We start from the raw sequence: 13,689 nt of genomic DNA on the forward strand, positions 1-13,689 counted from the left end.
TCACTAAGTGCCTCTCATTCTCAAGGACATCTGCATGACCTCTCAGGATTCCTCCCAGCGTCATCACCTGCGTTCCCAGCGTCTGAACCAGATCACCCATGAGCCGCATGCCAAGCTCGATGCTCTGGTCAAGGCCCACGCGCCTTTTGAAACCCAAGGTGCTTTCGCCCGCTTCGTGGTAGCCCAGTACCTGTTCCAATCGGAACTGGTGGACCTGTACAACGATGCCGAACTGATCAAGATCGTCCCGGACCTGGCCGAGCGTTGCCGCGCCGAAGCGGCCAAGGCTGACCTTGCCGATCTGGAAACCGAAATCCCGGCACCGGTAACGGGCGCAGTCAGCAATCCGAGCAAGGCCCAAGCCCTGGGCTGGATCTTCGTCTCCGAGGGTTCCAAGCTCGGTGCCGCGTTCCTGATCAAGCGCGCCGTGAACCTGGGCATGAGCGAAACCTTCGGTGCCCGTCACCTGGGCGAGCCGGCCGGTGGCCGTGCCGAAGGCTGGAAAACCTTCACCCGCATCCTCGACGGTCTGGAGTTCACTGCCGAAGAAGAAGCCGCAGCAGAAAAAGGCGCCCTGGATGCCTTCAACCGCTTCACCGTGCTGCTGGAACAGGCTTACTCCAGCGCAGCACAACCGGCCTGACCGGCGTAGTTGCGGGCAGGTTGGCCACTGTATAGTGCCGCCCTGCCTGCAGCGGTATTTTGTCGGCCGGCCCGCACTCCGGATTGAGCCATAAGGCGCGTTACCTCATCATCGAAGCCATGACCCGCACTCCTCCCTCCTCGTCAAGAATTTCCCGCTTGCTGTTCGGCGTACTGGCCTATGTCAGCCTGGCCATAGGCCTGATCGCCATTGTCGTGCCCGGCCTGCCAACCACCGAATTCATCCTGCTGGCCGCCTGGGCCGCCACCAAGAGCTCACCTCGGCTCAGTGCCTGGATGGAGAACCACCGCCTGTTCGGCCCGATCCTGAGCAACTGGCGCAACGGCAGGATCATCAACCGCAAGGCCAAGATCAGCGCCACCGTGAGCATGCTGCTGTGCGCCGGCTTGATGCTGACCCTGCTCAACCACCACTGGACGATGTACGCCGCAATCGCCGGCATGACCCTGGGCAACCTGTGGATCTGGTCACGTCCCGAGGCTCTACCACAAGCCTCTTGCCCTCCACCCCTGTAGGAGCCGGCAGGCTGGCGTAGGCGGGTCTTTTCCAGCGACACCTACCGTTCGTCGGCAACACCTCACGCAAAGACCGGCCAAGCCGATGTTCCGGGCATAGCGCTGAATGGACTTGGCGAGCGGAGTCATCCGATTCCGCGCTTTCCATCCGTCCTTTCGCGAGATCGCCCCATGTTCGACTCTCTCTCCATTCGCCTGAAAATCGTACTGTTGTCTGGACTGTGCCTGTTGGGCGTGGTGGCACTGATCGTCGGCATGAACCTCTACCAGAGCCAGCAGAACAACCAGCTGGTCAACACCTCCAGCACGCGAATGCTGACTGCCGGGGTCGAGGAGTTGCTGCAGGCCAAGGCTGCCGACCAGGCCGTGCGCATCCAGAAGACCTTCGGCGAGAGCCAGTTGGTGATCACCGCCCTGGCGGACCAGGTGCGCGATCTGCGGGAGCTGGCGAACAAGCGCGGGCTGGACGCCTCGGCCCTGCGCGAAGAGCTCAACCACAGCCTGAAAACCGCCTTCGAACGCAACCCCAAGGTGCTCGGCATCTGGCTTGCCTACGAACCCAATGCCCTGGATGGCAAGGACAGCGAGTTCGCCAATGACGCTGCCCGCGTCTCCAATGAGCGCGGACGCTTCGCCACCTACTGGAGCCGCTCCGGTGGCCAGCAACTGAACACCGTGATGGTCGAGGAGGACCTGACCAAGACCACCCTCAACCTCAGCGGCACTCCGTACAACATCTGGTACACCTGCCCCCGAGACACACGCCGGATCTGCCTGCTCGACCCCTATGCCGACACCATCGGCGAGGACAAGAAACAGGTGCTGATGACCAGTATCTCCCTGCCATTGCTGGTGGACGGCAAAGTGATCGGAGTGATTGGCGTCGACATTGCCCTGGACTCCCTGCAAGCCGCCGCTGGCGAATCCCAGCGCTACCTGTTCGGCGGTGCCGGGCACATGATGATCGTCGCCGGCAGCGGCCTGCTGGCAGCCGTCGGCGCTGACGCCGGCCAGGTCGGCAAGAACATCAATGAAACCCTCGGTACCCAGGGCAAGGACATCCTTGCAGTGCTCGCTGGCAGCCAGTCGAAAATCCTCCAACAAGGCGACTTGATCCGTGCGGTCTACCCGTTCAGTCCGATTGCCGATGCCAAGCCCTGGGGCGTGACCATCGACCTGCCGCAACAGGTACTGCTGGCAGACTCGGTAAAGCTGCAGAACCTGCTGGATGAAGCCCAGACCAGTGGCACCGTGAAAACCGTGCTGGTGGCCATCGGCGCCGGCCTGCTGGGCCTGCTGCTGATCTGGCTCAGTGCCTCGGGCGTGACCCGGCCGATCAACAGCGTGGCACAGATGCTCAAGGCCATCGCCAGCGGCGACGGCGACCTGACCCAACGCCTGAACTACAGCAAGAAAGACGAACTCGGCGAGCTGGTCAGCTGGTTCAACCGCTTCCTCGACAAGCTGCAACCGACCATCACGCAAATCAAGCAGAGCATCATCGAGGCCCGCGGCACCGCAGACAAGTCTTCGGAAATCGCCCGTCAGACCAGCGAAGGCATGCAGGTGCAGTTCCGCGAGATCGACCAGGTCGCCACCGCCTCCAACGAAATGAGTGCCACCGCCCACGACGTTGCCAACAGCGCCTCCAACGCCGCCCAGGCGGCCCGTGGCGCCGACCAGTCAGCCAAGGAGGGCATGACCATCATCGAGCGCAGCACCCAAGACATCAGCCTGCTGGCCGACGAAGTCAGCAAGGCCGTAGGCGAAGTCGAGGCCCTGGCCGTCAGCAGCGAGCAAATCGGTTCGGTGCTGGAAGTGATCCGCAGCATTGCCGAACAGACCAACCTGCTGGCCCTCAACGCCGCCATCGAAGCGGCCCGTGCCGGCGAAAGCGGTCGCGGCTTCGCCGTGGTAGCCGATGAAGTCCGCAACCTGGCCAAGCGTACCCAGGACTCGGTGGAAGAGATCCGCGTGGTGATCGAACGCATCCAGACCGGCACCCGCGATGTGGTGACCACCATGCACGCCAGCCAGAGCCAGGCGCAAAACAATGCCGGACAGATCCAGCAAGCGGTCCAGGCCCTAGGCAAGATCAGCGATGCGGTCACCGTAATCAGCGACATGAACCTGCAGATCGCCAGCGCTGCGGAGCAACAAAGCGCCGTGGCCGAAGAGGTCAACCGCAACGTCTCGGCGATCCGCAGCGTGACCGAAACCTTGACCGAGCAAGCCAGCGAATCGGCTCAGGTCAGCAGCCAGCTCAATGCCCTGGCCACCCAGCAGATGAAACTGATGGACCAGTTCCGGGTGTAAGGCTCGTGCTGAGGGTGCACTGGGGCGGCTTTCTCCGGCAAGCCGGCTCCTACACCCGCAGGGGCTGGCTTGCCATGTCACTCACAGCGCCAGCAAGCCGCTGTACAGGCCATAGGCCGCCAACGACGCGCCAATGATCACCGCCGTGAAGATCAACTTCTCCAGCGTGGTGAACAGCGGTTCGCCCTGCTCACGCTTGGCCTTGGCGAACAGCACCACGCCGGGGGCGTAGAGCAGGGCCGACAACAGCAAGTACTTCAAGCCGCCGGCGTACAGCAGCCAGATCGCGTAGCTCAGGGCCACGACGGCAATCAAGAGGTCCTTGAACCGCTCCCGGGACGCCTGCTCGTAGGTTTCCCCGCGGCCGCTGAGCAGCACCGCATAGGCCGCCGACCACAGGTAAGGCACCAGGATCATCGACGATGCCAGGTAGATCAGGCTGGTGTAGGTGCCGGCGGAGAACAGGGTGATCAGCAGGAATATCTGGATCATCACGTTGGTCAGCCACAAGGCATTGACCGGCACGTGGTTGACGTTTTCCTTCTTCAGGAAGGCCGGCATGGTCCGGTCCCGGGCAGTGGCGTAGAGGATTTCCGCGCACAGCAAGGCCCAGGACAGCAAGGCGCCCAATAGGGAAACCGCCAGACCGATGCTGATCAGCAAGGCGCCCCAGGGGCCAACGATATGTTCCAGCACCGCCGCCAGGGAAGGGTTCTGCAGCTTGGCCAATTCCGGCTGGCTCATGATCCCCAGGGACAGCACGTTCACCAGCACCAGCAACGCCAGCACCCCGAGAAAGCCGATCACCGTGGCCCGCCCGACATCCGCGCGCTTCTGCGCCCGGGCCGAGTAGACGCTGGCGCCCTCGATGCCAATGAACACGAACACCGTGACCAGCATCATGTTGCGCACCTGGTCCATCACCCCACCAAAATTCGGATTACTGCGGCCCCAGATATCGCGAGTGAAGATGTCCGCCTTGAAGGCCACGGCGGCGATAACGATGAACATCACCAGCGGCACGATCTTCGCGACCGTGGTCAATTGGTTGATGAAGGTCGCCTCTTTGATCCCGCGCAACACCAGGAAATGCACCGCCCAGAGCAGCAACGAGGCGCAGCCGATGGCCACCGGGGTGTTGCCTTGGCCGAACACCGGGAAAAAGTAACCCAGGGTGCTGAACAGCAGGACAAAGTAGCCAACGTTACCCAGCCAGGCACTGATCCAGTAGCCCCAGGCCGAGGAAAAACCCATGTAGTCGCCAAAGCCGGCCTTGGCATAGGCATAGACCCCGGAATCCAGCTCCGGCTTGCGGTTGGCCAGGGTCTGGAAAACAAAGGCCAGTGTCAGCATGCCAATGGCAGTGATCCCCCAGCCAATCAACACCGCCCCGGCATCGGCCCGGGCAGCCATGTTTTGCGGCAAGGAGAAGATCCCTCCGCCAATCATGGAACCCACCACCAGGGCAATCAGTGCACCGAGTTGAAGCTTCTGCGCCGGTTGTGACATCCCTACCTCTGCATCAGTGAGCCGATCTGGCGATAAACCTACACGGAATTAAATAACTTCTTCAAATTTACGTCTAACAGTAACAGTCAATTATTCATCACTTATGCATCAGGTCTTTGGATACCCTCCAGAAGGCCCTGAATAACCGACTGTTTTGTTTGGAATATGCACTAAGTGCCATCACTACCAAATAATTAACTGAACACTCGCGTGGGTTTGCACATTCTTGAAAACGGTCTAGTTTCAAACGGCGTCGTCAATGAGAACCACTACTGACAAGAAGATCGCAACGCCTCTGGAATGGCCCTCTCGGGGCAGCATTCTACCTCTCGCAATAAATCTTAAGTCATTCATTCACAACGGAATGTAGCAATGAACTGATCTGAGTCAGCTGTTTTGATAGCAAGCAGATTTACTCTGACGTCTCTCTCCTCCTGCATTGGAGTCATGCAATGTCTGAATCCCCCGGTAAACTAAGACTCGGCGCATTAGTCGCCTTGGTAGTGGGTTCCATGATTGGCGGAGGGATCTTCTCCTTGCCGCAAAACATGGCCGCCAGTGCCGATGTCGGTGCTGTTCTTATTGGTTGGGCGATTACTGCCGTCGGCATGTTGACCCTGGCCTTCGTCTTCCAAACCCTGGCCAACCGCAAGCCTGACCTGGACGGTGGCGTCTATGCCTACGCCAAGGCCGGATTTGGCGACTACATGGGTTTTTCCTCGGCCTGGGGCTACTGGATCAGTGCCTGGCTGGGCAACGTCGGCTACTTCGTCCTGCTGTTCAGCACCCTGGGTTACTTTTTCCCGATCTTCGGTGAAGGCAACACCCCCGCTGCGGTGATCGGCGCTTCGGTACTGCTCTGGGCCGTGCACTTCCTGGTCTTGCGCGGGATCAAGGAAGCGGCCTTCATCAACTTGGTAACCACGGTCGCCAAGGTGGTGCCGCTGCTGCTGTTCGTGCTGATCGCCCTGTTCGCCTTCAAGCTGGACATCTTCACCGCCGACATCTGGGGCGTGAAAAACCCCGACCTGGGCAGCGTGATGAACCAGGTACGCAACATGATGCTGGTCACCGTCTGGGTGTTCATCGGCATCGAGGGCGCGAGCATCTTTTCCTCCCGGGCGGAAAAACGCTCGGACGTAGGTAAGGCCACGGTCATTGGCTTCATCACCGTGCTGCTGTTCCTGGTGCTGGTGAACGTGCTGTCCCTGGGGATCATGACTCAGCCGGAACTGGCCAAGCTGCAGAACCCGTCCATGGCCGCCGTGCTGGAGCACGTGGTAGGCCACTGGGGCGCGGTGCTGATCAGCGTCGGCCTGATCATCTCGCTGCTGGGGGCGCTGCTGTCGTGGGTGCTGCTGTGCGCGGAGATCATGTTCGCCGCCGCCAAGGACCACACCATGCCGGAGTTCCTGCGCCGGGAAAACGCCAACCATGTACCGGCCAATGCCTTGTGGCTGACCAACGCCATGGTGCAGATCTTCCTGATCATCACCCTGTTCTCGGCCAGCACCTACCTGTCGCTGATCTACCTCGCCACCTCGATGATCCTGGTGCCCTACCTGTGGTCGGCGGCCTACGCGGTACTGCTGGCGGTGCGCGGCGAAAGCTACGAGCAGGCCCTGGCCGAACGCAAGAAGGACCTGGTCATCGGCAGCATCGCCCTGCTCTACGCGATCTGGCTGCTGTACGCCGGCGGGGTCAAGTACCTGCTGCTCTCGGCTCTGCTCTACGCCCCCGGCGCGGTGCTGTTCGCCAAGGCCAAGATGGAACTGCACAAACCGATTTTCACCAACGTCGAGAAGCTGATTTTTGCCGCAGTGGTCATGGGCGCCCTAGTGGCGGCCTACGGACTCTACGACGGCTTCCTGACCCTGTAAGCACTGCTTTTTGCAACACCCCTGATTGTTTTGTCTCTGGAGGATCACAGTAATGACCACGGAAAAAGTTAAGTACGGCGTCCATTCCGAAGCCGGCAAACTGCGCAAAGTCATGGTTTGCTCCCCAGGCCTGGCCCATCAGCGGCTGACCCCGAACAACTGCGATGAACTGCTGTTCGACGATGTGTTGTGGGTGGCCCAAGCCAAACGCGACCACTTCGACTTTGTCACCAAAATGCGTGAGCGGGACATCGATGTGCTGGAGATGCACAACCTGCTGACCGACATCGTCGCCATGCCCGAAGCCCTGGACTGGATCCTGGAGCGCAAGGTTACCGCCAACCAGGTTGGCCTGGGCCTGGTCAACGAAGTCGGCTCTTGGCTGCGCAGCCTGGAGCCACGCAAGGTCGCCGAATTCCTCATCGGCGGTGTTTCGGCCGACGACCTGCCAAGCAGTTTCGGCGGCAAGACCATCGAGATGTTCCGCGACTTCCTCGGCCACTCCAGCTTCATCCTGCCACCGCTGCCCAACACCCAGTTCACCCGCGACACCACCTGCTGGATCTACGGCGGTGTGACCCTGAACCCGATGTACTGGCCGGCGCGACGTCAGGAAACCCTGCTGACCACCGCCATCTACAAATTCCACCCCGAGTTCACCAACGCCGACTTCCAGATCTGGTACGGCGACCCGGACCAGGAACACGGCAACGCCACCCTGGAAGGCGGCGACGTGATGCCTATTGGCAACGGCGTGGTACTGATCGGCATGGGCGAACGCTCATCCCGCCAGGCCATCGGCCAGCTCGCATTGAACCTGTTCAAGCACAAGGCGGTGGAGCGCGTGATCGTCGCTGGCCTGCCGAAATCCCGCGCAGCAATGCACCTCGATACCGTGTTCAGCTTCTGCGACCGCGACCTGGTAACAATCTTCCCGGAAGTGGTGAACCAGATCGTCGCCTTCACCCTGCGTCCTGACGAAAGCAAGCCGGGCGGCATCGATATCCAGCAGGAAAAAACCAGCTTCCTCGACACCGTAGCCGCGGCCCTCAACCTCAAGGCCCTGCGCGTGGTGGAAACCGGTGGCAACAGCTTCGCCGCCGAACGCGAGCAATGGGACGACGGCAACAATGTGGTGGCAGTGGAGCCAGGCGTGGTTATCGGCTACGACCGCAATACCTACACCAACACCTTGCTGCGCAAGGCCGGGGTCGAAGTCATCACCATCAGCGCTGGCGAACTGGGCCGGGGCCGTGGCGGCGGCCACTGCATGACTTGCCCGATCATCCGCGACCCAATCGACTACTAAGCGCCCCTTATCCGCAATGGCAGCTTGTCGTTGCCCCCACAAAGGGCCTCGACAAGTGGACGACCGAAATCAAAGGAGATCCATCATGGCTTTCAATATTCACAACCGTAACCTGCTGAGCCTGGAACACCACACTCCACGCGAACTGCGCTACCTGCTGGACCTGTCCCGCGACCTCAAGCGCGCCAAGTACACCGGCACCGAGCAGCAGCACCTCAAAGGCAACAACATCGCCCTGATCTTCGAAAAGACCTCGACCCGCACCCGCTGTGCGTTCGAAGTGGCGGCCTATGACCAGGGTGCCAACGTCACCTACATCGACCCCAACTCGTCGCAGATCGGCCACAAGGAAAGCATGAAGGACACCGCCCGAGTGCTGGGGCGCATGTACGACGCTATCGAATATCGTGGCTTCAAGCAGGAAATCGTCGAAGAACTGGCGAAGTTCGCCGGAGTCCCGGTGTTCAACGGCCTGACCGACGAATACCACCCGACACAAATGATCGCCGACGTACTGACCATGCGTGAGCACGCCGACAAGCCAATCCATGAGATCAGCTACGCCTACCTGGGCGACGCCCGCAACAACATGGGCAACTCGCTGCTGCTGGTGGGCGCCAAGCTCGGCATGGACGTACGCATCTGCGCACCCAAAGCCCTGTGGCCCCATGACGACCTGGTGCAGCGCTGCAAGAAATACGCAGAGGAAAGCGGTGCCCGCATCACCCTCACCGAAGACCCGAAAGCTGCCGTCAAGGGCGTGGACTTCATCCACACCGACGTCTGGGTCTCCATGGGCGAGCCAGTGGAAGCCTGGGCCGAGCGCATCGAGCAACTGCTGCCGTACCAAGTCAACGCGCAACTGATGAAAGCCACCGGCAACCCTCGGACCAAGTTCATGCATTGCCTGCCGGCGTTCCACAACAGCGATACCAAGGTCGGCAAGCAGATCGCCGAGCAGTATCCGCACCTGGCCAACGGCATTGAAGTCACCGACGACGTGTTCGAGTCGCCAGCCTGCATCGCCTTCGAGCAAGCGGAAAACCGCATGCACACCATCAAGGCGATCCTGGTTTCGACCCTGGCCGACCTCTAACCTGCCACCTGTAGAAGTTGGCTAGCCAGCGATCAACGAGCCTGCGGACCAGTTAATGGTCCGCATCGGCCGACTCACTGGCAAGCCGGCGGCTACGGATCCTCTAGAAGGACTGCATTATGCGTATCGTCGTTGCACTGGGCGGTAACGCCCTGCTCCGCCGTGGTGAACCCATGACCGCGGACAACCAACGCGCCAACATCCGCATCGCCACCGAACAGATCGCCAAGATTCATCCCGGCAACCAGCTGGTGATTGCGCACGGCAATGGTCCGCAGGTAGGCCTGCTGTCCCTGCAGGCGGCGGCCTATACCCAGGTTTCGCCTTATCCGCTGGACGTGCTGGGCGCCGAGACCGAAGGCATGATCGGCTACATCATCGAACAGGAACTGGGCAACCTGCTGGATTTCGAGGTGCCTTTCGCCACCTTGCTGACCCAAGTGGAAGTGGACGCCAAGGACCCGGCGTTCAAGAACCCGACCAAACCCATCGGTCCGGTCTACAGCAAGGAAGAAGCCGAGAAGCTGGCTAAGGAAAAAGGCTGGGCCATCGCCCCGGATGGCGACAAGTACCGCCGTGTGGTGGCCAGCCCGAAACCCAAGCGCATCTTCGAGATTCGCCCGATCAAGTGGCTGCTGGAAAAAAGCAGCATCGTGATCTGCGCCGGCGGTGGCGGTATCCCGACCATGTACGGCGAGGATGGCAAGCTCAAGGGCATTGAGGCGGTCATCGACAAGGACCTGTGCTCGGCGCTGCTGGCCGAACAGCTGGAGGCCGATCTGCTGGTGATTGCCACCGACGTCAACGCAGCATTCATCGACTTCGGCAAGCCCACACAGAAAGCCATCGCCCACGCCCATCCGGATGAAATGGAGAAGCTCGGCTTTGCCGCTGGTTCCATGGGGCCGAAGGTCCAGGCCGCCTGCGACTTTGCCCGCCGCACTGGCAAAGTCGCGGTGATCGGTTCACTCTCGGACATCGAAGCGATCGTCCAGGGTAAGGCCGGCACCCGCATCAGCACAGCGAAACCCGGCATCAGCTACCTGTAGGACGCTTGTCGTAAGAACTCGGGGCAGGCCCGGCGCCTGCCCTTATTTCAAAGCCTTGGAGGAGAGAAGCCTATGGCCAAGTTTGAGCCCGGTCACCTGCATATCGAGCGCCATGCACTGAACAAGGACGACTTCAGCTACAACCTGTGCATCGACTATGAAGTATCCCAGGACCCCAAAGAGGGCAAGGGTATGCTGTTCACCCTGCACGGCACCATTGAAGACAAACCCTTGAAGGAGCAGTTCTTCCTCGCCAAGGACCTGGCCTTCGACTTCGCCCGACACGCCACCCGCATTGCTCAGCAGCACGGCCTGCCCAAAAGCGCCAGCATTGCCTCGATGCACAAGTACTACGACGAAATGTTCGAAGACGTACGCAAGCAACTCAATGTAAAGCCCGGCGACCCGGTGAAACCCGAACACCTGGCATAACCCCCATCTTCTGTAGGAGCCGGCTTGCCGGCGAACTGCCCAACGCCCGGCACAGGTACCAGGTCCGCCTTCGCCGGCAAGCCGGCTCCTACGGCATGGGTGACGATTTCGACTAAGCCTCCGCCCCAAGGCATACTGGCCACCCCCCGCTTTGCAGAACCGTCAGCCACCCCATGCGTATCCACGTCAGCTTCATCGACCGCGTCGGCATCACCCAGGAAGTCCTGGCCCTGCTGGGCGGACGCAACCTCAACCTGGATGCGGTGGAAATGGTGCCGCCCAACGTATACATCGACGCCCCGACCCTGAGCCCCCAGGTACTGGAGGAGCTACGCGATGCACTGTTCAACGTGCATGGCGTGCAGGCGGTAACGGTGGTCGACATCCTGCCCGGCCAGCGTCGTCATTTGCAGTTGGATGCCTTGCTGGCCGCCATGACCGACCCGGTGCTGGCCCTGGACAGTGCCGGCAAGGTGCTGCTGGCCAACCCGGCGCTGATCGCCCTGTATGGGCGCGAACCTGCCGGGGAAAGTGTCGCCGAGCTATTTGCCGACCCGGCCTTGCTGGAGTCCCTGCTGGAGCACGGCTTTCGCCTGCCGCTGCGGGAGATCACGGTCAATGGCCAGACCTTGTTGCTGGACGCCACCCCCATCACCGATGCCGGTGCCCTGCTGACCCTGTACCCGCCCAACCGCATCGGCGAACGACTCTCGGCCCTGCACCACGATCACGCCGAGGGCTTCGACGCCCTGCTCGGCGAATCACCGGCGATCCGCACCCTCAAGGCCCGGGCGCAACGGGTCGCAGCGCTGGATGCGCCGCTGCTGATCCAGGGTGAAACCGGCACCGGCAAGGAACTGGTGGCCCGGGCCTGCCACGCCATCAGTGCCCGGCACAATGCACCGTTCCTGGCACTGAACTGCGCGGCGTTGCCGGAAAACCTCGCCGAGAGCGAGCTGTTCGGCTACGCCCCCGGGGCCTTTACCGGGGCCCAGCGCGGCGGCAAGCCGGGGCTGATGGAACTGGCCAACCAGGGCACGGTGTTTCTCGATGAAATCGGCGAGATGTCGCCCTATCTGCAGGCCAAGCTCCTGCGTTTTCTCAATGACGGCAGCTTTCGCCGGGTGGGTGGCGACCGCGAGATCAAGGTCAATGTGCGCATCCTCAGCGCTACCCATCGCGACCTGGAAAAGATGGTCAGCGAAGGCAGCTTCCGCGAAGACCTGTTCTATCGCCTCAACGTGCTGAATGTTGAAGTACCGCCGCTGCGCGAACGCGGCCAGGACATCCTGCTGCTGGCCCGCTACTTCATGCAGCAGGCCTGCGCGCAGATCCAGCGCCCGATCTGTCGCCTGACCCCGGGCACCTACCCGGCCCTACTGGGTAACCGTTGGCCGGGTAACGTGCGGCAATTGCAGAACGTGATCTTTCGCGCCGCAGCGATCTGCGAAAGCAACCTGGTGGATATCGGCGACCTGGACATCGCCGGCACCTCGGTCGCACGGCAGAGCGATGCCGAGGTTGAAAGCCTGGAACAGGCCGTGGAAGCCTTCGAGAAAGAGCTGCTGGAAAACCTCTACGCCAATTACCCCTCGACCCGACAACTGGCCAACCGCCTGCAGACGTCCCACACCGCCATCGCCCACCGCCTGCGCAAGTACGGCATTCCCGGCAAGTCCTGACCTGCCGCCTCATCCGTAGGAGCCGGCTCGCCGGCGAAGAGGCCCTCAAGCCCTGTGTCGCTCTTAAGGGCGCCTTCGCTGGCAAGCCAGCTCCTACGCCAGCCCCCATCAGCGCCGGCCGCCGATACAGGTCTGGAAGCGACCTGCAACTGTACTGAAAGCGCTACAGCGGAACGATTTCGCTACAAGGCCTTGTAATCGCTGCCGTGCAAGGCTTTGATCCTCAAAGCCTTTTTGGCTGCGGGGCCAGATGTAGCGATTTCGCTACACCCAAGCCCTCCAGACTTTTCAAAAAAACTCTCAAGCCGTTGATATTAAAGGACTAAATAAATATTGGCCGTGTTCTTGCTATGGACATTGCCATTCGGCTCGGCCCTGCACGAGCATTCAATCGCGTCCACCAGACGAGTCTGGCCCCTGAGGAGTTTCCATGAGCGAGTTGCGTTTTACTGAAGATCACGAATGGCTGCGTACCGAAGCGGATGGCAGTGTCACCGTCGGCATCACGGCTTTTGCCCAGAACGCCTTGGGTGATGTGGTGTTTGTGCAACTGCCTGAACTGCAGAGCTACGACAAGGGCGCCGAAGCCGCCACCGTGGAATCGGTAAAGGCCGCCAGCGGCGTGTACATGCCTCTGGACGGTGAAGTGGTCGCCACCAACCCGGCCCTGGAAGACAGCCCGGAACTGGTCAACGAAGACCCGCTGGGCGAAGGCTGGTTCTTCCGCTTCATCCCTGCCGATGCCGCTGCCGTTGGCCAACTGCTTGACCAGGCCGCCTACGACCGCCTGATCAAAGCCAGCGCCGAAGCCTGAGGACCCCGTCATGACCATCAACCTGACTACCGCCAACGAATTCATCGCGCGCCACATCGGCCCGCGCCCGGGCGATGAGCAAGCCATGCTCAACAGCCTCGGTTTCGATTCCCTGGAAGCCCTGAGCGCCAGCGTGATCCCCGAGAGCATCAAGGGCACCAGCGTACTGGAGCTGGGCCACGGCCAGAGCGAAGCCCAGGCCCTGGCCTCGATCAAGGCCATCGCCGCCAACAACCAGCTGTTCAAGACCTACATCGGCCAGGGTTACTACAGCTGCCACACGCCATCGCCGATCCTGCGCAACCTGCTGGAAAACCCGGCCTGGTACACCGCCTACACCCCGTACCAACCGGAAATCTCCCAGGGTCGGCTGGAAGCGCTGCTGAACTTCCAGACCTTGATCAGCGACCTCAGCGGCCTGCC

At 61.3% G+C, this 13,689-nt stretch carries 11 protein-coding genes and 1 pseudogene; 11 read left to right on the plus strand and 1 reads right to left on the minus strand.

Annotated elements, in window-relative coordinates; translation table 11 throughout:
• Nucleotides 1–34 precede the first annotated feature (34 nt).
• The 3 genes from GV818_RS08510 (at nucleotide 35) to GV818_RS35290 (ending at nucleotide 3,495) form a co-directional block, all read left to right on the plus strand.
• Nucleotides 35–643: a biliverdin-producing heme oxygenase gene (locus tag GV818_RS08510; RefSeq protein ID WP_161776343.1), complete on the plus strand. Its 609-nt coding sequence runs from the start codon at nucleotides 35–37 to the stop codon at nucleotides 641–643.
• A gap of 119 nt (nucleotides 644–762) precedes the next feature.
• The gene (locus GV818_RS08515; protein WP_161756119.1) at nucleotides 763–1,179 is read left to right on the plus strand and encodes a YbaN family protein; all 417 of its coding nucleotides are present in this window, start codon (nucleotides 763–765) and stop codon (nucleotides 1,177–1,179) included.
• A gap of 171 nt (nucleotides 1,180–1,350) precedes the next feature.
• Nucleotides 1,351–3,495 (plus strand): methyl-accepting chemotaxis protein, encoded by a 2,145-nt coding sequence (locus GV818_RS35290; protein WP_161776344.1) that lies wholly within the window; start codon nucleotides 1,351–1,353, stop codon nucleotides 3,493–3,495.
• Between the two features lie 81 nt (nucleotides 3,496–3,576).
• On the opposite strand, the gene arcD (GV818_RS08525) is transcribed toward GV818_RS35290, so the two are convergent.
• A complete protein-coding gene (gene arcD / locus GV818_RS08525) occupies nucleotides 3,577–5,004 on the minus strand; it encodes an arginine-ornithine antiporter (RefSeq protein WP_161756121.1) in 1,428 nt (475 codons plus the stop codon).
• 452 nt (nucleotides 5,005–5,456) lie between these two features.
• On the opposite strand from arcD (GV818_RS08525), the gene arcD (GV818_RS08530) reads away from it, so the two are divergent.
• The 8 genes and pseudogenes from arcD (GV818_RS08530) to GV818_RS08565 all read left to right on the plus strand — a co-directional run.
• Complete coding sequence (gene arcD / locus GV818_RS08530) at nucleotides 5,457–6,884, plus strand: arginine-ornithine antiporter (RefSeq protein ID WP_161756122.1); 1,428 nt, start codon at nucleotides 5,457–5,459, stop codon at nucleotides 6,882–6,884.
• 52 nt (nucleotides 6,885–6,936) lie between these two features.
• Entirely contained in the window at nucleotides 6,937–8,193 is a 1,257-nt protein-coding gene (gene arcA / locus GV818_RS08535; RefSeq protein ID WP_161756123.1) for an arginine deiminase, read from the plus strand.
• A gap of 85 nt (nucleotides 8,194–8,278) precedes the next feature.
• Nucleotides 8,279–9,289 carry an ornithine carbamoyltransferase gene (locus tag GV818_RS08540; protein WP_025126828.1) on the plus strand — a complete coding sequence of 337 codons (1,011 nt, stop codon included), beginning with the start codon at nucleotides 8,279–8,281 and terminating at the stop codon, nucleotides 9,287–9,289.
• A gap of 119 nt (nucleotides 9,290–9,408) precedes the next feature.
• A complete protein-coding gene (gene arcC, locus GV818_RS08545) occupies nucleotides 9,409–10,338 on the plus strand; it encodes a carbamate kinase (RefSeq protein ID WP_161756124.1) in 930 nt (309 codons plus the stop codon).
• 72 nt (nucleotides 10,339–10,410) lie between these two features.
• Nucleotides 10,411–10,770, plus strand: coding sequence for a DUF5064 family protein (locus GV818_RS08550; protein WP_161756125.1), 360 nt, complete (start codon nucleotides 10,411–10,413; stop codon nucleotides 10,768–10,770).
• Nucleotides 10,771–10,943: 173 nt separating this feature from the next.
• A complete protein-coding gene (locus GV818_RS08555; RefSeq protein ID WP_161776345.1) occupies nucleotides 10,944–12,452 on the plus strand; it encodes a sigma-54-dependent transcriptional regulator in 1,509 nt (502 codons plus the stop codon).
• Between the two features lie 430 nt (nucleotides 12,453–12,882).
• A complete protein-coding gene (gene gcvH, locus GV818_RS08560; protein ID WP_161756127.1) occupies nucleotides 12,883–13,266 on the plus strand; it encodes a glycine cleavage system protein GcvH in 384 nt (127 codons plus the stop codon).
• Between the two features lie 10 nt (nucleotides 13,267–13,276).
• A pseudogene (locus GV818_RS08565) lies at nucleotides 13,277–13,689 on the plus strand (glycine dehydrogenase (aminomethyl-transferring)); the annotation flags it as partial.

The organism is Pseudomonas sp. Fl4BN1 (genome assembly GCF_009908285.1).
GTDB lineage: Bacteria > Pseudomonadota > Gammaproteobacteria > Pseudomonadales > Pseudomonadaceae > Aquipseudomonas.

Bases quoted from the DNA above. Each gene is read 5' to 3' on its own strand.
- arcA (WP_161756123.1), top strand. From the start codon at position 6,937: ATGACCACGGAAAAAGTTAAGTACGGCGTCCATTCCGAAGCCGGCAAA.
- GV818_RS08550 (WP_161756125.1), top strand. From the start codon at position 10,411: ATGGCCAAGTTTGAGCCCGGTCACCTGCATATCGAGCGCCATGCACTG.
- GV818_RS08555 (WP_161776345.1), top strand. From the start codon at position 10,944: ATGCGTATCCACGTCAGCTTCATCGACCGCGTCGGCATCACCCAGGAA.
- gcvH (WP_161756127.1), top strand. From the start codon at position 12,883: ATGAGCGAGTTGCGTTTTACTGAAGATCACGAATGGCTGCGTACCGAA.
- GV818_RS08515 (WP_161756119.1), top strand. From the start codon at position 763: ATGACCCGCACTCCTCCCTCCTCGTCAAGAATTTCCCGCTTGCTGTTC.
- GV818_RS08540 (WP_025126828.1), top strand. From the start codon at position 8,279: ATGGCTTTCAATATTCACAACCGTAACCTGCTGAGCCTGGAACACCAC.
- GV818_RS35290 (WP_161776344.1), top strand. From the start codon at position 1,351: ATGTTCGACTCTCTCTCCATTCGCCTGAAAATCGTACTGTTGTCTGGA.
- GV818_RS08510 (WP_161776343.1), top strand. From the start codon at position 35: ATGACCTCTCAGGATTCCTCCCAGCGTCATCACCTGCGTTCCCAGCGT.
- arcC (WP_161756124.1), top strand. From the start codon at position 9,409: ATGCGTATCGTCGTTGCACTGGGCGGTAACGCCCTGCTCCGCCGTGGT.
- arcD (WP_161756122.1), top strand. From the start codon at position 5,457: ATGTCTGAATCCCCCGGTAAACTAAGACTCGGCGCATTAGTCGCCTTG.
- arcD (WP_161756121.1), bottom strand. From the start codon at position 5,004: ATGTCACAACCGGCGCAGAAGCTTCAACTCGGTGCACTGATTGCCCTG.